19 protein-coding genes are annotated in these 17,295 nt (G+C 42.7%); 6 read left to right on the forward strand and 13 right to left on the reverse strand.

Annotated elements, in window-relative coordinates:
• Positions 1 to 61: 61 nt before the first annotated feature.
• The 3 genes from DTQ70_RS06315 to DTQ70_RS06325 all read left to right on the forward strand — a co-directional run bounded on the left by DTQ70_RS06315 (position 62) and on the right by DTQ70_RS06325 (position 2,863).
• A complete protein-coding gene (locus tag DTQ70_RS06315; RefSeq protein ID WP_122930029.1) occupies positions 62 to 1,564 on the forward strand; it encodes a hypothetical protein in 1,503 nt (500 codons plus the stop codon).
• A 108-nt stretch (positions 1,565 to 1,672) separates the two neighbouring features.
• Positions 1,673 to 2,053 (forward strand): hypothetical protein, encoded by a 381-nt coding sequence (locus DTQ70_RS06320; protein WP_122934290.1) that lies wholly within the window; start codon positions 1,673 to 1,675, stop codon positions 2,051 to 2,053.
• Positions 2,054 to 2,056: 3 nt separating this feature from the next.
• On the forward strand, positions 2,057 to 2,863 hold the full coding sequence (locus DTQ70_RS06325; RefSeq protein WP_122930030.1) for an SDR family oxidoreductase: 807 nt from the start codon (positions 2,057 to 2,059) through the stop codon (positions 2,861 to 2,863).
• A 9-nt stretch (positions 2,864 to 2,872) separates the two neighbouring features.
• Here the strand turns inward: DTQ70_RS06325 and DTQ70_RS06330 are convergent, their stop codons facing one another.
• The gene (locus tag DTQ70_RS06330) at positions 2,873 to 3,598 is read right to left on the reverse strand and encodes an NrtR DNA-binding winged helix domain-containing protein (protein WP_122930031.1); all 726 of its coding nucleotides are present in this window, start codon (positions 3,596 to 3,598) and stop codon (positions 2,873 to 2,875) included.
• Positions 3,599 to 3,886: 288 nt separating this feature from the next.
• On the opposite strand from DTQ70_RS06330, the gene DTQ70_RS06335 reads away from it, so the two are divergent.
• Genes DTQ70_RS06335 through DTQ70_RS30970 form a run of 3 tightly spaced genes read left to right on the forward strand, consistent with a single transcriptional unit; the run spans position 3,887 to position 8,684 of the window.
• Positions 3,887 to 4,750, forward strand: coding sequence for a ThuA domain-containing protein (locus tag DTQ70_RS06335; RefSeq protein ID WP_122930032.1), 864 nt, complete (start codon positions 3,887 to 3,889; stop codon positions 4,748 to 4,750).
• A 42-nt stretch (positions 4,751 to 4,792) separates the two neighbouring features.
• Positions 4,793 to 7,993: a PQQ-dependent sugar dehydrogenase gene (locus DTQ70_RS06340; protein WP_229600087.1), complete on the forward strand. Its 3,201-nt coding sequence runs from the start codon at positions 4,793 to 4,795 to the stop codon at positions 7,991 to 7,993.
• Between the two features lie 28 nt (positions 7,994 to 8,021).
• Positions 8,022 to 8,684 (forward strand): hypothetical protein, encoded by a 663-nt coding sequence (locus tag DTQ70_RS30970; RefSeq protein ID WP_206019643.1) that lies wholly within the window; start codon positions 8,022 to 8,024, stop codon positions 8,682 to 8,684.
• A gap of 73 nt (positions 8,685 to 8,757) precedes the next feature.
• On the opposite strand, the gene DTQ70_RS06350 is transcribed toward DTQ70_RS30970, so the two are convergent.
• The 12 genes from DTQ70_RS06350 to DTQ70_RS06410 form a co-directional block, all read right to left on the reverse strand.
• Positions 8,758 to 9,495 (reverse strand): NRDE family protein, encoded by a 738-nt coding sequence (locus DTQ70_RS06350; RefSeq protein ID WP_122930033.1) that lies wholly within the window; start codon positions 9,493 to 9,495, stop codon positions 8,758 to 8,760.
• Between the two features lie 19 nt (positions 9,496 to 9,514).
• On the reverse strand, positions 9,515 to 10,024 hold the full coding sequence (locus DTQ70_RS06355; RefSeq protein ID WP_122930034.1) for a DinB family protein: 510 nt from the start codon (positions 10,022 to 10,024) through the stop codon (positions 9,515 to 9,517).
• 1 nt (position 10,025) lies between these two features.
• A complete protein-coding gene (locus DTQ70_RS06360; RefSeq protein WP_122930035.1) occupies positions 10,026 to 10,574 on the reverse strand; it encodes a YceI family protein in 549 nt (182 codons plus the stop codon).
• A 12-nt stretch (positions 10,575 to 10,586) separates the two neighbouring features.
• Positions 10,587 to 11,294 carry a hypothetical protein gene (locus tag DTQ70_RS06365; protein ID WP_122930036.1) on the reverse strand — a complete coding sequence of 236 codons (708 nt, stop codon included), beginning with the start codon at positions 11,292 to 11,294 and terminating at the stop codon, positions 10,587 to 10,589.
• Positions 11,295 to 11,340: 46 nt separating this feature from the next.
• Positions 11,341 to 11,796, reverse strand: coding sequence for a DM13 domain-containing protein (locus tag DTQ70_RS06370; protein ID WP_122930037.1), 456 nt, complete (start codon positions 11,794 to 11,796; stop codon positions 11,341 to 11,343).
• Between the two features lie 78 nt (positions 11,797 to 11,874).
• Positions 11,875 to 12,543 carry a Crp/Fnr family transcriptional regulator gene (locus DTQ70_RS06375; protein WP_122930038.1) on the reverse strand — a complete coding sequence of 223 codons (669 nt, stop codon included), beginning with the start codon at positions 12,541 to 12,543 and terminating at the stop codon, positions 11,875 to 11,877.
• 57 nt (positions 12,544 to 12,600) lie between these two features.
• On the reverse strand, positions 12,601 to 13,617 hold the full coding sequence (locus DTQ70_RS06380) for a hypothetical protein (protein WP_122930039.1): 1,017 nt from the start codon (positions 13,615 to 13,617) through the stop codon (positions 12,601 to 12,603).
• A gap of 1 nt (position 13,618) precedes the next feature.
• A complete protein-coding gene (locus DTQ70_RS06385; RefSeq protein WP_122930040.1) occupies positions 13,619 to 14,020 on the reverse strand; it encodes a DoxX family protein in 402 nt (133 codons plus the stop codon).
• Positions 14,021 to 14,035: 15 nt separating this feature from the next.
• Positions 14,036 to 14,497 carry a YHS domain-containing (seleno)protein gene (locus DTQ70_RS06390; protein WP_122930041.1) on the reverse strand — a complete coding sequence of 154 codons (462 nt, stop codon included), beginning with the start codon at positions 14,495 to 14,497 and terminating at the stop codon, positions 14,036 to 14,038.
• Between the two features lie 19 nt (positions 14,498 to 14,516).
• A complete protein-coding gene (locus DTQ70_RS06395) occupies positions 14,517 to 14,963 on the reverse strand; it encodes a YHS domain-containing (seleno)protein (protein ID WP_122930042.1) in 447 nt (148 codons plus the stop codon).
• 128 nt (positions 14,964 to 15,091) lie between these two features.
• Positions 15,092 to 15,712, reverse strand: a complete 621-nt coding sequence (locus DTQ70_RS06400; protein WP_164489891.1) for a LysE family translocator — start codon at positions 15,710 to 15,712, stop codon at positions 15,092 to 15,094.
• Between the two features lie 730 nt (positions 15,713 to 16,442).
• The gene (locus DTQ70_RS06410) at positions 16,443 to 17,294 is read right to left on the reverse strand and encodes a UbiA family prenyltransferase (RefSeq protein WP_122930045.1); all 852 of its coding nucleotides are present in this window, start codon (positions 17,292 to 17,294) and stop codon (positions 16,443 to 16,445) included.
• Position 17,295 lies beyond the last annotated feature (1 nt).

Below are 17,295 nucleotides of genomic sequence, written 5' to 3' on the forward strand. Positions count from 1 at the left end.
AATACCTTTGTTCTGTTAATCACCCAAAATGTAGTTTGTAGCCTTGTAAATCCTTACGTTGATGCAAAAAAATCAGTGGTACGTACTTACGATTATTCTCACTTGTTTGACTTTCGGTGTCAACGGTCAGTCCTCACTTCATTTGAAAGACCTGAAAATGGTTGGCAAAGTGGACGAACGGTACCAGTCGTTTAATGTAGAAATGTGCGAAGTGATTGGTGGCGACTTTTGGATTCCTTACAATCTGATTGATTCTGTTCGGAAAACCACCAACAAAAAGGGGATTGACGCTTTAAAATGGAAAATCGAACCGATTAATTTATACGAAAAGAAACTTCGCAACTTGGCATCGGCCTTGGGGCCAACGTATGTTAGGGTAAGCGGCACGTGGGCAAACGCTGTTTATTTTCAGAGTAACGATGATGTGACATTAACTCAGCCACCTGCGGGTTTTAAAAATGTACTGACCCGTCGGCAGTGGAAAGGAGTCCTTGACTTTTGTAAAAGTGTGAATGGAAAATTGGTCACGTCCTTTCCCATTAGCGACGGAATGTACGACAAAGAGGGCAACTGGAACCCAACCCAAGTAAAATCTATTCTTGCATACACGCGGGCAGTAGGAGGGGAGATCGCAGCAGCAGAGCTGTTCAACGAACCTTCACATGCGTCGCACGGGGATGCACCTAAAGGGTACAACGGAGCACGATTCGCCAATGATTTGGCCGCATTCAAGGCGTTTGCATCCCAAGAAGCTCCCAAAATGAAAATTATTGGCCCAGGTTCTACTGGGGAAGGCATATTGCCATCGGGGTTGGATTTGTCGGTGGACGAACTGCTGTCGGCAACCCCAAATCCTACGTTCGATATATTTACGTACCATTATTACGGCACTGTGTCAAGACGCTGTATGGGAGGTCAAAAGCCTGAAAATGCCCTTTCTGCTGAGTGGTTGAGCCGCACAGAAAAAGGATTTGCTTTTTACCAAAATGCCCGCGACAAATACATCCCCAATGCACCCATTTGGTGTACCGAAACCGCCGAGTCTGCCTGTGGCGGAAATCCGTGGGCGGCGACCTACTTGGATACCTTTCGGTATTTGGAACAACTAGGCCGATTGGCTAAAAAGGGAGTGCAAGTAGTTATGCACAATACCCTTGCACGCAGCGAATATGCGCTGCTCGACCACGATACGCACAATCCGCGCCCTAATTACTGGGCGGCGTTGTTATGGGGAAAATTCATGGGAACTGACGTATATGAAGTAGCGAACACCGAAGCTGGCGTGGATATTTTTGTCCATAGTTTAAAAAACAAACCAAATGGACGGTCAGTACTGGTTATTAATACCAACGACAACGAAACTGCGGTGACGATTCCAGTGGGTGCAACTCACTATTTGTTAACCGCCGATGAGTTGATGACCAAAAAAGTGAAGCTTAACGGGCAGGAATTGAAGCTAACTGCCAACGACGAGGTACCTACTTTGAAAGGGCAAAAGGTAAAAGCGGGGAAAGTGGCATTGCCTGCGCACAGTATTTTATTTCTCACGTTTGAGAAAATGTAGCCTTGGTCAGACGGTAGTCAGACCACAACTTTTACCTGTCTGACTACCGTCTGACAGTTGTTTAAAATATACACTAAACAACCGTGGCGACGTACAAACGCAAACAAAATGAAAAAAGTAAGTCTGTTTTTTATCGTACTTTTCTTGGGAATGATTACGAAAGGGTTTTCTCAAACGACATCTCCCACCGATTTTTTTGCTGGAAAATGGGAAATTGCATTGACTGGAACGCCCATGGGTGATATTAAATTTGTAACAAATCTTGTCCGTAAAGAGGGAAAACTAACGGGAGATTTGGCCAGAGCAGGGGAGCCAAATGCCCAAAAGCGTTTAATCACTAAAATTGAAGAAACCGATAAAACATTGAAAATCTATTTTGAATCTTCGCAAGGAGGAGAAATCTCAATTGATTTGGAGAAAGTAGATGACAATAACTTCAAAGGGAAATTGATGGATTTTGACGCTACGGCAAAGAGAATAAAGGATTAAGATATGCAGTTAGCTAACAAAATAATCGTCGTGACGGGTGCTGGAAGTGGTATGGGTCGCGAAATGACTCTGCAATTGCTAAAGAAAAACGCAAAAGTAGTAGGCGTTGATATTCACGAAAATGCCTTAGTCGAAACTCAGAAATTAGCAGGTGTAGGCGATGACTGTTTTAAAGGCTTCCAACTCGATATCAGCAACAAAGAAAAAGTGGAGGCTTTACCCGCTGCCGTGATTGCCCATTTTGGTTCAGTTGACGGCCTCATCAATAATGCGGGTATTATTCAGAAATTTATTCCTGTAAATGAGCTTTCGTACGAAGACATTCAGCGGGTAATGAATGTGAATTTCTACGGGATGGTTTATTTGACCAAATCTTTTTTACCACATTTCCTGACGCGCCCAGAGGCTCATATTGTCAATATTTCGAGTATGGGTGGGTTTATTCCGTTTCCAGGACAAACCATTTACGGTGCGGCCAAAGCCGCCGTGAAATTGTTTACGGAAGGATTGTATGCCGAACTCAAAGAGACAAACGTTAAAGTAACGGTCGTACATCCTGGCGCTATTGCGACAAACATCACCGAAAATTCAGGTTTGGGAAAACCTAAAGGCGACCCCGCCACACAAACTAAAATGGCTTTGCCCGCCCCCAAAGCCGCAGCACTCATCCTTCGAGCTATAGAAAAAAACAGCTACCGCATTACCGTCGGAAAAGATGCGACCATTTTGGATATTCTTTATCGCCTTAATCCACGATTTGCAACGAATTTTATTCGGAAAATGATGAAGAAAGCGGTAGGTAATATGTAGAGAATGGCCTTATTTCCTAAACCGATACAAATACGGTGCTTTATTCTGCGCTCCCGTAAATTTCTTTTCGAGGCGTTCGAGCACGTTAAGATCGAGCATTTTCTTTTGGAAATTGTTGCGGGCAAAAGGTTTGTCATACACCGCCTCGTACAATTCTTGCACTTCACGCATGGTGAACGTTTCGGGTAAGAGATTGAAGCCAATGAGCTTTTGGTCAAGGTTTTGGCGGAGAGCTTCCAGCGCGGCATCGACCATTTCGTTGTGGTCCATAATCATCTTAGGCAACTCTTTTACATTGTACCAACCCACGGAAGCATCAAGCATTCCTCTGCGAGGGCTTACTTTGTTGATGTCCACCAAGGCGTAATAGCCAATCGAAACAAAGCGCTTGGAGAGCCATTGGAAGCTACTTTCGTCTAAAATCCCTTTATCAAGCCATTCTTCCTTCATGTTATTAAAACCCTCAAAGATTTCGTGGTTGATGCGGGTTGGTTCCCCAAAAACCCGATATTGTTCTAGGTAAATATCAGTGAGTCCAGTGCGCTCTTCCAAAATGCGTTGAGCCGCCAAGTCAATGCTTTCTTCTTGCTTGATAAATCCCCCAGGCAAAGTCCAAACGGCATGAGGAAGGTCAACTTTAGAAACTAACACCTTTAATTCTAACTCCTGATAACCAAAAATAACACAGTCGATAGATAGTTGGCGAATAAAATGTTCTTCGTCGAATAACTTCATGGGGCGTGGTTTTAGGAATTAGTAAATTTCAAATTAGGGATAAATACACAAACTAAGCATGAAAGTTACACTTTTGACAGGCTTCCGAGTGATATGCGGCTATAAAAAGCTCATTTTCATTTATCACTGTATTTTACCGCTTGTAAAATATAACTCTTCAAAGACAAAATAATGCAAAAATTATTGTCTTTAAAATAGACAATAAAAATTTTTATTCTATACCTTTGTTGTGTGATACATCTAACACATTCGCAACCAGTACTTCTATTCGCCTAAAAAATTACCTCAATGAAAAAAATCATCAAAATTGTACTGGGAGTCATCGTTGGCTTGGTGGTACTCTTGAGCGCCGTGGCGGGAATATTCATTTACAAGGTTAAAAACGGATTTCCTGTGTCTTACGAGACCGAAGCGCCCCAAATCACGTTTCCAACGGATAAGCCTGCCATCCTGCTTTTTTCAAAAACGACAGGATTTCGTCACGGAGCGTCAATTGATGCTTCAAAGCCTGTGATTGCTGACTTGGCCCAGAAAAACAACTGGTATTTGTATGAAACGGAAGAAGGAGGGGTGTTTAACGCTGAACAGCTTGCGAAATTCAGCGTGGTTGTGTTTAACAATTCGACGGGCGAGGTCATTAATGACGAGCAAAAACGAGTGCTGGAACAGTACGTTGAGAACGGTGGCAGCCTGATGGGGATTCACGGTGCTGGTGACGACTCTCACCACTGGGATTGGTACGAAAAGCATTTGTTGGGGGCGAAGTTTTCGCATCACCCTCTCGACCCACAGTTTCAAATGGCCGATATTTTACTTGATACGCCCAAAGACAGCCTCTTCAGTACACTTGTACCCAAATGGTCTAATTCGGACGAGTGGTACGTATTTTTTGAAAATCCCCGCAAAAAGGGCTTCAATATCGTATATACCATCAATGGCGAAAGTATCAATCCGAGCGGAAATATGCTGTTTGTGTCCACCAAAAACTTTGGCATGGGCAAAGACCACCCCGTGGCTTGGTACAAACAAACGGGCAAAGGCAAGACTTTTTACACCTCGATGGGACACAACGAAACCGCTTGGCAGAACACCAATTTTGTAAAGTTGATTGAAACGGCTTTGCAGTGGAGCGCAAAAAAACAACCTCAATAAAAATTTAACCTATCAGTAACGTTTTAATTATTGTACTAATTTATGAAACAAGTAGCTAGTAAGGGTAAGTGGGTGTTTGCAAAAGCGGCGGTGATGTTGCTTAGTGCATCTCACTTGATGGCTCAAGCCCCAAAGGCCAGTGAGGCGAAGGAAAAAGCCGCTAAAGTAACGGACGTGAAAGAGGTGCGCCCCGAAGAAAACCGTTTTACCAAGGTGGTATTGGAAGAAAAATTGGATGAACCAATGGAGTTGACCGTCCTCGATAAAGACAGGGTGTTGTTTATCCAACGTAAAGGGGAAATTCGCCTGTACAACAACAAAACCAAACAGCTGAAGACTATTGCCAAACTTCCTGTTAGTTTAAAATATGTCAATCGAGAAGGGAAAGAATCGGTGGCGGAAGATGGCGTTTTGGGGTTAGGCAAAGACCCTAATTTTGCTCAAAATCAGTGGATTTACTTGTACTACTCGTCAACAAAAGGTTCTTACAATGTGCTTTCTCGCTTTACGATGAAAGGAGACGAGTTGTTGTTGGATTCGGAAAAAGAAATGTTGAAAGTCGAAACTCAGCGCGAAGAATGTTGCCACACGGGTGGTTCTATCGACTGGGACAAGGCTGGTAATATGTACCTTTCGACGGGCGATAATACCAACCCTCACGCTTCAAACGGATACAGTCCAAGCGACGAACGTCCAGGCCGCAGCCCTTGGGATGCCCAAAAGTCAAGTGCCAATACCAACGATTTGCGAGGTAAAATCCTCAGAATTAAACCCCAAGCGGACGGGACTTACACGATTCCAGAAGGGAACCTTTTTAGCCCCCCAGCCCCCAATGGGGGAGCTAAGGGGTGGTCGGCCACAAATGTTCCCCCATCGGGGGATAGGGGGCTAACCCGCCCTGAAATTTATACGATGGGTCACCGTAACCCATTCCGTATTTCGGTTGATCAAAAAACGGGCAAGTTGTATTGGGGAGACGTAGGCCCTGATGCTTCTAAACCAGACCCCAATCGCGGGGCGGCAGGTACGTGCGAGTTTGGACAGGCATCAAGTGCTGGAAACTACGGTTGGCCGCATTTTGTGGGCAACAACCAGCCGTACAACAAATTTAATTTTGACACCAAACAATCGGGTGAAAAGTGGGATGTATTTAAGCCAGTAAACAACTCACCCAACAACACAGGATTAGTACAGCTGCCTCCAGCGCAAGGAGCAATGATTTGGTACAGCTACGCCAAAAGCGAAGAGTTTCCGCTGTTGGGGGCGGGTGGTTGTAATCCCATGGCTGGACCCGTATATAACAAAGACAGATTTGCCAAAGCTGAACGCGCATTTCCGAGCTACTACGATGGTAAGTTTTTTGCCTACGAGTGGATGAGAGGTTGGGTTATGGCGGTAAGTTTTGATAAAGATGGAAACTACGCGTCGATGGAGCCATTTATGCCAAGTTATAAATTTAGTAATCCAATGGACATGGAGTTTGCCGATAATGGTGACTTGTACATGCTTGAATACGGTTCGGGTTGGTTTACGGCCAACGACGACGCGCGCCTGATACGTATAGAGTATAACGGTGGAAATCGGAAGCCAAAAATTGAAATGGCCGCCAACCAAATGGGGGGTGCTGTGCCGTTCAACTTGAAACTTTCTTCAAAAGGAACGTCGGATGCAGACGGTGATGTGTTGAAATACACGTGGAAAATTACCTCAAAGGCTGGGTTTAGTAAAATTGTGACGGCTCAGGATGCCAACGTGACTCTTGCTAAAGCAGGCGTTTACAAAGCCACTTTGACGGTTGATGATGGAAAAGGCGGCGTGAATTCGCAGTCAATGGAAATTACGGCTGGAAACGAGCCTCCAGTGTTGAGCCTCGACATGCCCAAAAGCAACAAGTCGTTTTACGTTTCCAATAAACCGTTTAACTACGACATCAAAGTCAATGACAAAGAAGATGGTTCGTTGGGGAAAGGCATCGAAGCCGAAAATGTGGCAGTGAGTATCGATTATCTTGCCGAAGGCTTCGACAAAAACATGATTGCCATGGGGCACCGTTCGGCGGATGCCAATGCCTTGGTAGCGACGGGTAAAAAACTCATCCAAGCCAGCGATTGTATGGCGTGCCATAGTGTCGATAAAAAATCAATTGGCCCTACTTACCGTGACGTAGCCAAGAAATATAAAGGTGACAACGCGGCATTGGAGCGCTTGACCAAGAAAGTAATCTCAGGAGGAAGTGGTGTGTGGGGAGAAACGGCCATGGCTGGACACCCACAACTTTCTACGGGCGATGCATCAGAAATGGTGAAGTATATTTTGAGTATTTCCGATGAAAAACCAAAGTCATTGCCAGTAAACGGTACTTACCTTGCCAAAGCCCCTGCGTCGGATAAAAGCAAAGGAGTATATATTGTTCGGGCAGCGTACGAAGATCAAGGGGCAAACGGCGTACCTGCGCTACGCTCTGAGCAAACCTTCTACCTTCGTAACTCGAAAGTGGACCCACATACGTTTGACGAATACAACGAGGTAAATAAGATGTCGTTTGGAGGAAATAACCTAGCAATTCCTTCAAAATCAGGGGCTTATTTGGGTATGAAAGAGGTCGATTTAGAAGGGGTGTCTGAAGTAATCATGTTGGCGTCAGCGCCTAAACCTCAGGTAAATGCGGCGGGTGGATTGGTTGAGTTACGCCTTGATTCGCCTACGGGGAAATTGATTGGTAAATCGGAGTTTTTGGAGCCTTCAGACAAAATGGATTTTGCCCCAAAAGTGCTTAAAATTCCAATTGCTGAGCCTGTCAATGACCGTAAATTACATAATGTATATGCCGTATTCCAAAATCCAAAGGCCGATGTCGCCACGCTGATGGTTGTGTCGGGAGCGGAGTTTAAACTACCAAGTATAGAAGCGGTGGAGGTAGAGCAACCTAAAGAAGCAGCGGCACCAGCCGACTTTTATGCGGGTAGCTGGGAGACGACCGTGATTGGTACGCCGCAGGGTGACGCCGTTATGTTGTTGAACCTTGAACGAAAAGATGGCAAACTGACGGGGACGATTAAGCCAAAAACGGGCGATATTCCCGCCGAAACGCTTGAAAAAGTAGAAGAAGTTGACGGTAAAATCATGATTTACTTCAAAATGTCTGGTTTTAATATCAACGTAAACCTTGAAAAAGTGGACGCTGACAATTTGAAGGGGTCAATGATGGGTATGTTTACCACCAAAGCAACACGTAGAAAGTAACATCAATTTAAACTCAAACTCAAATACAATGAAAAAAGCAATCGTATTGATTCTCGCACTCGTGGGTGGTATCGTATCAGAAAGTGCTGCACAGGCCGATTATTGGGTGGGCAAATGGGAGTTTTTTGTCAAAGAGACTCCTCAAGGCGACGTGAAAATGACGGGAAATTTGGTGCGAAAAGACGGGAAGTTGACGGGCGACTTGACGCCAATTACTAGCCAAGCGACCGAAAAAATTGCCATTAGCTCGATTGAAGAAAGTGCGGATAAAATCGTATTATTTTTCTCGGCGGCTGGGTACGATTTGAATTTAGCCCTCAATAAAGTTGACGGAGATAACCTCAAAGGATTGTTGGCTGATTCGTTTGAAGCATCGGGAAAACGACTAAAAAGCAATGATTTCTTCGCAGGAAAGTGGGAAATTGTCGTTGTAGGTACTCCAAATGGTGACGCTAAGTTTACTACTGAGCTTGTTCGTAAAGAAGGTAAATTGGCAGGCGATTTGAAAATGACGGCGGGAGATGCCAAAGAAACAATACCTGCGAAAGTGGAAGAAGCTGATGGCAAAATTACCCTTTACTTCTCTGCTCAGGGGTACGACGTCAACGTTGAATTAAACAAAGTGGACGACGATAACCTCAAAGGCACGCTGATGAATATGTTTGAAGCGAAGGCAAAACGGGTGAAGTAACTAGCGTAAATAATTTTTAAAAAGCTGTCGCCGAAACTTTTCTCTCGGTGACAGCTTTTTATGTTTAAATAGGCTAAGAAAGTACAGAATTTCCGATGGAGTCTTTAAAAATACAATACTGTAAATAATTGTTTGCTTGAAGGTCTTGGTAGGTCATTTTAAACTCCAATTGATTGAGTACAAATTGAGTAATTGAAATCGTTTTTAAGGTATTATTTCTATTCATTTTTAAGTCGTTTTTGGGGTCACCACTTCCGCCGTGATGATGAAAATCTATTACTTTTTGGGGAACAATGGCTTGTTGCTTAAATTCATCAAACCATTGTTCGCGGGCGTTGATAATGTCAGGAGAATAAAGTGTAACGGAAGACCAAATACGCGGCAAAGTGGCATCGAGTAAAGTAGAAAAAAGATGGGTGCCGTTCCAGCGTAGTTCGGTGAGGGTGAGGTCTGTTGTACTTTCAATGATAACCAACGTAAACGGTTCAATTCCTTCAAAATCATACTGTTGGGTAAAATTATTGACATCCAGAAAGGTAAAAAAATCCAGTACTACCTTTCCCCGACTTTGTTTGTAAGGAGGCTGCGGAACGTGTTTTTCAAAGCCGCCATTGAGTAAGCACAAGGTAAAATCGCCGCTGCTGGCAATCCACGTGCCACCACCTTTGGGGTCTTTTGGAAAAAAAACTTGCTGCCCTCCGATGTGGTATTTTTTGGGAGGAATGGCGGGTTTGCGCGACACGGCTTCGTCACGATTGGAGGTGAGAATAAAGCCGTTTTCTTGGTATGGAAAGTAAGTTAAAACGCACATTTGTAATTCAAAAAAAGGGTTAATGACTAACTGACAATTCTTGCTGGTGACGAATGGTAGAATAAGCTACTCCAAAATCAGAATCAATTTGTATATGTTTGAAATTCACTTGAATACCTACTCGAATTAAGGCAAAATGATGAATAGAATGTTCGACCATATACACCAATTCACGCATAAAATTAGTCTCAATGATTTCAAAGTTTTCATCGTCAAAATTTACTTTTAACTGGATAGGAAGATGCCCTTCTGAAGTATTATTAATAAGGTGAGAAATCTCCCCAATAAGTTGCAAAGTATAACCTAAATTGGTTTCAATGAGCAGGTTTCTTTTTCGGGCATCGTAGTTGATAATTCCCGTTGAAAATCCTTCAAACAAACACTGAAAAAATTCGACGGTATGCCTTACGTGTTGCCCAATACTGCTTCCGTTCAAAACGGGTAGTTTTTGGGTATATTCGTCGGTGGTTAACTGCGAAAGCAGACCGTGTAGTTGCTTTAGAACGGCAAAAGAGGCGTTGATTGTCATCTTATTGTTGCACATTTAATGTAATAGAAATGGTAGCTACATCGCCCAAAAGCGAACTTTTTTCCCCGATTTCGTACTCCACTCGGTTGAGTTGAAACGTACTTTTCATTTGGGCAGTGGTGCCGTTTTGAACGAATGAAAAGGGAATTTTTATGACTTTGGTCGTTTTCTTTAGCGTGAGGCTAAACGTACCTACGTAATCATTTTCTTTTAACCCTTTCTCAAACTTCTGCGAAACCATCGTTATTTTTGGGTACTTTTCTACGTCAAAATACTCGTCACTTCTCAAGGTTTTGTCTCTTATTTTGAGGTCAGTGTCAATTGTTTTTGCGTCAATGCTCGCTTTGATGGTGGCGCTGGAGAGTTCTTTTGGGTCAAAAACGACCGCTCCCACAAATCCTTTAAAAGAGCCATCGGCAGTAGCACCCAATGCGTGTTTTATTTTGAAAGTGATTGAGGCAGAGGTCGGTTTCCAAACCTGTGCTTGAGAAGTCAAGGCCAGTAAAAGCATTGCCCCAAAAAATAGTTTTTTTACTGAGGTTAAAAGCATACAAGAAAAATTTTAGAAAAGTGAATAGGAAACGGCCAAAAACGGTAGAAGTGTTTTGTGCCTAAATCGGTCGTTTTCAAAAGTTAAAAGACGTTCGGCTTTGTATTCTAAAAATTGAAAACTTGCCCCACCCCGAATCGCAAAACGTTTGTTGACCCAATAACGGGCATACAGTTCTGAATTTAAGCTGCCAATGTCGCTATCGCTTATCAACAATAAATTAAAAGAAGTAGGTTTGGCACTTTGGAGGCTACCGTTGAGCGATTTTGACTCGCTGGCAACGAACTTTCCTGATTGTTTACCACCAAATGAAATTCCAAAGGCATCAATGTTAAAACCTACGTCTAATTTTGGGAAACTGTATTGGAGCGTAATCGTACTATTTAAACTTCCAACCGCCGTTTTTGTTAGCTGTAAAGTGTCAATGTTACTTAAAATGTTTTCTGTAAATAAAGCCACAATACTTTGTGAGCCAGACGTCAGATTAGCAGGAGCAGTAAGGTAGTTTTGTTGCCCGCTAAAAAAAGCATTGAACCGAACGCCCCAACCTATTTTAAAACGCTTAGATTTTCCAATACCGTAGAGCTGTTGGAACGACGCCGAAGGTGATACGCCCGACCCAAACGCCGTAGCAAAATCGACGTTGGTTTGTTTTTTGGGAAAGTTGTATTGCGCCGATAACGACGTACTTATGAGAAGAAATGCTAGTATTTTTTTCATGTTTTGATATTTTTTTGAGCAGGTTGTGAGAGGTCTGAAATGCACTTTACTTTAATTTGGCAGCGCCAAACAAAACTGAAAATTGTTTGCACCAAATCAGTACATAATTTTGTTTTTGAAGGTTGGCATTCACAGGAATGGCAACCGAACTATTACCGTTTTTAACCTCGTTTGTTACTTGGATAAAGTTGCTAACTGATTTGTCTTCAGCGAGATAAATTCGTAGGTCAGGGCCAGCGTCGGTTTTGAAATTTTCAAAAACCAACGTACGTTTTTTGTCTTTGTCTTCGTAAACTCGCACTGTGCCCGATGTAGTATGAACTGCGCTTTCAAACATACCTTGGTAAAGGAGCGATTGGCCCGTGGCATCGAACGTGCTGGGATTCATCATCATTACCGTTCCGACGGGTGTCGTTGGGGTATTAGTTTGAACAGAAACGGTTTCTTGTTGACACGAAACCAAAGCGAGAGCAAGTGAGATAATTGTCAGTGTAGTTTTCATGATTATTTGTTTTTATGTTACAAATATCACCGTTACCACTGACGTGAATTGTCGGCTAGACGACCTATTGAACGTTTTTTAGGCTACTTTTTTTAGAATTATTTCCGTACGAGAATAATCCAAAATTCCTTGTTCTTTCAATTCATTAAAAAGCTGAGTGACCGTCTGGCGAGTGCTACAAATCAAACTCGCGATGTCTTGATGCGTAAGGTAATTTTTTAGGATAATTTCGTCAGAATTGTCCATTCCTTCTTTGGAAGCCCACTCCTCCAAAAAGCTTTTGAAACGTGTCCGAACGTCCTTAAACATTAGATTGGCGTACCTATTTTGAAGGCGTTTAAAACGAAAACCCATCCACTTGGTATAAGAGAGGCTTAGCTGAGGATTTTTCTCCAACATTTTTTCAAAATCATCCATTTTAAAACTGCAACAAATCACGCTTTCAGAAACAGCAATGGCGTACTCATCAGATTGAGATTCGGTCAGGGTAAATTCCCCAAAAATATCTCCTTTTTGAAGCACATCTTTGACAACCTCATTGCCTTTATCGTCGATTTCAACAATTTTCAACGTCCCTTTTTTTAGAAAATACACGCGGGTATTTTCGTCGTGTGAAAACAAAATGATTTCTCCTTTCTTGGCCGATTTGAAATTGGAAATCATACAAATGGATTTTAATTCGGAAGAAGAAAGGACGCTGAAAAGCTTATGGTCGCGCAAATACCAGTATTTCGTATCGAGGTTCATGGGAAGGTCAAGAATAGTCTAAGCCAATATACAAACTCTAATTAGTATCAACAACATTTAGATTAAATGCGTTTTTACAATTCCCCAAACTTCGCCCAAGGGCAGGGGTGCAACTCCGCTTTTTTGGTTGATGATACTAATGACCGCGCTTCGTTTCCAGTGCCAGCACAAATCACGGTAGGCTTTCCAAAGCCGATAGCTTGGGTCATAAATGTGCCCAGGGTCGGAACTGACGCCGTTTAATTCCATGATTTTTATGTTTTTTCCACGGTACAAATCGTCCAAACTGGCAACTTTCAAATCGAACCTTCCGTAATAAAATCCCGAAAAGTCTTTGCTAACATCGTTAAAAACAGCATTCAATCGGCTGTTAATTAGGTGATTAACATTGACGAATTTGGTGCCTCGACAGTGGTTTCCAATGGGTTCCAACAAACGAATTTCATCTTTGGCGGGGGTTGTGTCCAGTTGATTTCCCAATTTGGCAGAAAGCGCCTCTAGCTGAAATCGGGCACGGTTTGATTTATCGATTAATTCCCGAACCGTTGAACTCCCATCGCCTACCACCTTCAAAAACTCCTTCATGGTTAGGGAGGATACGCTTCCCGTTTCTTCATTGGGCAACCGACTGAAAAGCACCCCCAACTCAATGGGATAGTCAATAAATTCCTGAAGAATGTACGCATCATTGGCTTGGATATGATAGACTTCCAATTGACCGATGTTCTCAATCTTCGCCACATTTGTCCCTCTTTCGCCAATGTTTGGTTTGGCAATGATAGGAAATTGTAAGTGGTTGTTTTTTAATAGTTTAAGGGTTTCTTCAAAGGGGGTTTTGTGAGCGATAAACACAGTGGTGGGTAAATACTCAGGGTTGATTTTGCGGAGAATGTCAATTTTACTTTCTCCATAAAATCCTCCCGCTTCTATTCCAGGATTGACGGCAGTAAAATAGGTTAGAGAACGCGATTTGAGGGCCAAATAAAGCCAATACGGAGCCATTGGCAGGTAAAAAAGCCACCAAGGCCAGTATTCGTAGTTGAAAGTTTTGACTAGAAAAAGGGGGAGTTTCATGTTATTTGGCTGGAAGATACGTATGAATGAACTGTTGGGCTTGTTTACGATGTAAAACTTGAATGATGATGGAAAGTTTCAACACGATAATCGCCAAGATAAACAGTTGACCACCATCGCCTTGGGATTCAATGCCAATCACCAACAAGTGAGATGCAATCGCCCCCAGCATCAGCCCCATGGCTAAAAAACCTCCTAAAAACGCGGTTGAAGGGAGTAATAATAAAATGCCCGTCACCAATTCGAGCACGCCCGTTGCTATTCTTCCCCAAGGTTCAACCCCTAGTTTGGTAAACAACGCCACCGACTCAGGGTGTGCTGTAAATTTAAAATAAAGGGTTTGTAATAAAATGCCTGCGGCAATTATTCGTAAAATCCACGAGATGATTGCTGTCGTTTTCATGTTATTAATTGAGGTTTAGTGAAAAAATGAAGTCCAACTTTTATCAGCTTTGGACTTGAGGTTAGTTTCGTCTTTGTTCCATTTGGTCAAGGTATTGTTGGTCCAAGAGTGGTAAAAGAGGTACAGTTTACCGTTTATAATTTTAAACGTTTCGGGGTCCACTTCAACTTTTTCGCCCGTGGCACCCATGGCGTAGGCACACCAGCCGCCGTATTGGGGTTCGTATTTTTTTGGGTCTTTGACAAACAACTCTTTGTTGGCTGCACTAGAAAAACGGTAGGTAACTCCCTCAAAAACAGCACTAAGCTGCTTGCTTCCTTCTACTGATTTGTTTTGGGTAAAATACGCGACGGGGTCGTACCCCTGAATGGCTAACCCATTTTCAAGGTTAAATTGCTTTGAACGTAATGACGCCTGACTATATACGAATAAGGGAGCGACGAGCAGTAGGGGCAGGAAAAAATGCTTTGTTTTCATCGGAAGAATAGGATATAAATTAGTTGGCTTTGTTTAACGTTGGCCAGTATTCGTTGGCTTTTTGAATGCGGGTTGGAACATCTTTTGACCATAATTCTTTGACTTTTTTGCTGTAATTCAAATACAGTTTTTGGTCAACGATAGTCCAAGCGTTGGGGTCGGTGGGAGATTTGTGGTTTTCACTGACTCCGTAGGCGCAGTAACCGCCAAATTGGGGTACGTATTTTTCAGGGTTGGCCTTAAAAGCTTCCAAATTAGCTGAAGAGCTAAACAACCATTTGGCGTCGTTCCAAGTCCACGAATAAGCTTCTTGTCCCTCTACGGGTTTGCTTTCGGTAAAATAAGCGACGGGGTCGTAGCCGTTGATGGCGATGCCGTTTTTCTGAAAAATACCTTTGTCTTGGGCAAAACTAACGGCCGAAAACAAAACGAAAAGTAGGGCAAACTGGGCGATACGATTTTTCATTTGAATAGTAATTAAATGGTAAGACTTGATTGTTTGAATTAGAAAGTGCTGTTAGAGAGGGAGATAAGTCTCAATCTTGACACAAAGGTGCAAATACGTGAGGTAGCGAATTGTCGGTGAGCCGACAATCAGGCTAAGATTTTAAAAGTTTGGTACAAAGACATGCCGATAAAAAACAAACCGATCAGTTTATCCATCGGGTAGCGTTGTATCAGACGGAATAATGTGCTTTGATAACGTTGTGCCAAATACGCAAAGAGCACTAAAATGAGAAAAGCCCCTAAAGCTGCGCCAAACACAAAAGAAAATTTTGCCCCAAATGTGTCAAGGCTAAAATGAGAGTGGAGGTATATCAAGAAAACGACCCAAAACGGCAAGAGTTGGGGGTTGAGCAAACCACTCAAAAAGCCCTTTAATGCTTCCACAGGTTGGGCAGAGCGAATGGCAGCATTGCGTTGTACGGGAGTTTTGATAAAATTGTAAACACCCATAATGAGAAAAAAAGGAATAATTGCCACTTCAAGGGTTTGAAAAATAGATTGATGTTTTGCTAAAAAAACTTGACTTTGCAGGGCTACCAGCGTATAAATAATTTCGGGCAAAGCACCGCTGGCCGCGACCCAAACCCCCGTTTTGAAGTTGTGGGAAAGGGTGGCATTAACAACGGCCAAATTGACGGGGCCAGGATGAATAGAGCCCATAAAACTAATGAGCGCTGTCAGTGAAAGAATAGCAAGGGATTCGGACATACCTTTGTTGATTAATGAAACAAAGGTAGGGTTGTGCAAACTGACGAATTGTCGGTAGGCTGACATTTGGAGGAAAGTAATTTCGTCTTTGTTGATTGGGCTATGAGCAACCCTTCTCACGGTGAAGAGGGTTGCTAACAACCCGACGTGAAGTAGCAAGGCAAGGCTTTACAAAAATATAATCTTGACAAATACAAGCATAGTGTAAATTTGAGAAAAAGAACCAGCTATCCACCATGAAAAATGCAAAATTGCTTATCTTGTTACTTCTTTGTGTAGATGTAAAAATACGATTGAAGCAGATGCTTTCACTTATGCTTCTTGGCGGAAGGTTGCGGAGATTGGTTCTGGCGTGGAAGAAATTGTAGTTGAAGTTAGAAATGTTAATGATATTTAAGAGTTTATGCCATGCAGAAGTGGATTAAAATCTATTATTCTATAGTTGTTGTGTGTATTTTGCTTTATGTACTACATCTATTATTTATTGAGTTAATATTTGTTTTGTTTTCTGGCTCACCCAATTTTCCTATTAATCGTTACGAGTTTTTGTACCATGAAGTGATTCCTAAAGCGGTTTCTAGTGTACTCTGCATTAAGGAGATTTTTTCAAAGATAAAAGGTATTATTTTTTTTGTAAAAAAAGAGAGAACTAAAGAATAAGACTTTAGTTGGATGTTGTGAGCAACCTTTCCAACAGTGATAAGGGTTTCCCAAAACCCGACGCCTGCACTTATTTTTGTAGGATTAAAAGGGTTATAAACAACGCATTCAATCCAAAGGAAGCCAGTAAATTGAGCCACATCGTATTTTTAAAGTTGGCTTGTGATGCGTCGAGCCACGTTTTACGAAACCAATTCAGAAAAAATACGAGGGTGGGAGCGGTGAGTACGATGAAAAGAAGAAAGTGCTGAAGCGGTAAATACACCCAAAAACCGAGGGCGGTCAAGGAGTAAATGCTGGCAGTAAAAAAGAAAGTACCCCGAATCCCCAACAGCAGACTCAAGGTTCGGTCGCCGCGTTTGGCGTCTTCTTCGTGCTGATAAATTTGCGTCATGGGGTACACTGCCCACAGCATCATCGAACTCAAAATGGCAGGGAAAAGATTATTGGTCAATTCGCTATTTTCTTGTAAAACAGCTTGTTGGGTGCTGAGATAAACAAAAAAGCCTTGAAAAAGACCAACGATAAACCAGCTCAACAGCGGGTACTTTTTGAGTCGAATGCTGGTATGACTGTACGATTTAGAAACCAATCCATACACCAAAACGGCCAATGCAAAAACAGTTCCTATGAAAAAATAACTGAGGACAATGGCCAAAATATCCATCGCCCAAGCGACCGAAAAAAGCGCTTTATCCACGGCGGGTGGTTTTTCGAGGCCACCGATGCTGCCCTCGTCTTTGTCGAAATAGCTGTTGTAGGCATTGCTGGCGGGATACACCAACACATGCCAAATCATAAACACCCAACAAGCTTTCGTGACGTCGAAATGTGACGATTGGCTGAGAGCAAACCAATAAACGGGCATCAAAAACAACGAAAATGGCAAACGAAGATGTAGAAGAATGGCTCTGGGCGTCATG

It is taken from the genome of Runella sp. SP2 (genome assembly GCF_003711225.1).
In the GTDB taxonomy this organism is placed as follows: Bacteria; Bacteroidota; Bacteroidia; order Cytophagales; family Spirosomataceae; genus Runella.

Excerpts from the sequence above, each read along its gene's own strand:
- DTQ70_RS06315 (WP_122930029.1), top strand. The coding sequence starts at position 62 with ATGCAAAAAAATCAGTGGTACGTACTTACGATTATTCTCACTTGTTTG.
- DTQ70_RS06320 (WP_122934290.1), top strand. The coding sequence starts at position 1,673 with ATGAAAAAAGTAAGTCTGTTTTTTATCGTACTTTTCTTGGGAATGATT.
- DTQ70_RS06325 (WP_122930030.1), top strand. The coding sequence starts at position 2,057 with ATGCAGTTAGCTAACAAAATAATCGTCGTGACGGGTGCTGGAAGTGGT.
- DTQ70_RS06330 (WP_122930031.1), bottom strand. The coding sequence starts at position 3,598 with ATGAAGTTATTCGACGAAGAACATTTTATTCGCCAACTATCTATCGAC.
- DTQ70_RS06335 (WP_122930032.1), top strand. The coding sequence starts at position 3,887 with ATGAAAAAAATCATCAAAATTGTACTGGGAGTCATCGTTGGCTTGGTG.
- DTQ70_RS06340 (WP_229600087.1), top strand. The coding sequence starts at position 4,793 with ATGAAACAAGTAGCTAGTAAGGGTAAGTGGGTGTTTGCAAAAGCGGCG.
- DTQ70_RS30970 (WP_206019643.1), top strand. The coding sequence starts at position 8,022 with ATGAAAAAAGCAATCGTATTGATTCTCGCACTCGTGGGTGGTATCGTA.
- DTQ70_RS06350 (WP_122930033.1), bottom strand. The coding sequence starts at position 9,495 with ATGTGCGTTTTAACTTACTTTCCATACCAAGAAAACGGCTTTATTCTC.
- DTQ70_RS06355 (WP_122930034.1), bottom strand. The coding sequence starts at position 10,024 with ATGACAATCAACGCCTCTTTTGCCGTTCTAAAGCAACTACACGGTCTG.
- DTQ70_RS06360 (WP_122930035.1), bottom strand. The coding sequence starts at position 10,574 with ATGCTTTTAACCTCAGTAAAAAAACTATTTTTTGGGGCAATGCTTTTA.
- DTQ70_RS06365 (WP_122930036.1), bottom strand. The coding sequence starts at position 11,294 with ATGAAAAAAATACTAGCATTTCTTCTCATAAGTACGTCGTTATCGGCG.
- DTQ70_RS06370 (WP_122930037.1), bottom strand. The coding sequence starts at position 11,796 with ATGAAAACTACACTGACAATTATCTCACTTGCTCTCGCTTTGGTTTCG.
- DTQ70_RS06375 (WP_122930038.1), bottom strand. The coding sequence starts at position 12,543 with ATGAACCTCGATACGAAATACTGGTATTTGCGCGACCATAAGCTTTTC.
- DTQ70_RS06380 (WP_122930039.1), bottom strand. The coding sequence starts at position 13,617 with ATGAAACTCCCCCTTTTTCTAGTCAAAACTTTCAACTACGAATACTGG.
- DTQ70_RS06385 (WP_122930040.1), bottom strand. The coding sequence starts at position 14,020 with ATGAAAACGACAGCAATCATCTCGTGGATTTTACGAATAATTGCCGCA.
- DTQ70_RS06390 (WP_122930041.1), bottom strand. The coding sequence starts at position 14,497 with ATGAAAACAAAGCATTTTTTCCTGCCCCTACTGCTCGTCGCTCCCTTA.
- DTQ70_RS06395 (WP_122930042.1), bottom strand. The coding sequence starts at position 14,963 with ATGAAAAATCGTATCGCCCAGTTTGCCCTACTTTTCGTTTTGTTTTCG.
- DTQ70_RS06400 (WP_164489891.1), bottom strand. The coding sequence starts at position 15,712 with ATGTCCGAATCCCTTGCTATTCTTTCACTGACAGCGCTCATTAGTTTT.
- DTQ70_RS06410 (WP_122930045.1), bottom strand. The coding sequence starts at position 17,294 with ATGACGCCCAGAGCCATTCTTCTACATCTTCGTTTGCCATTTTCGTTG.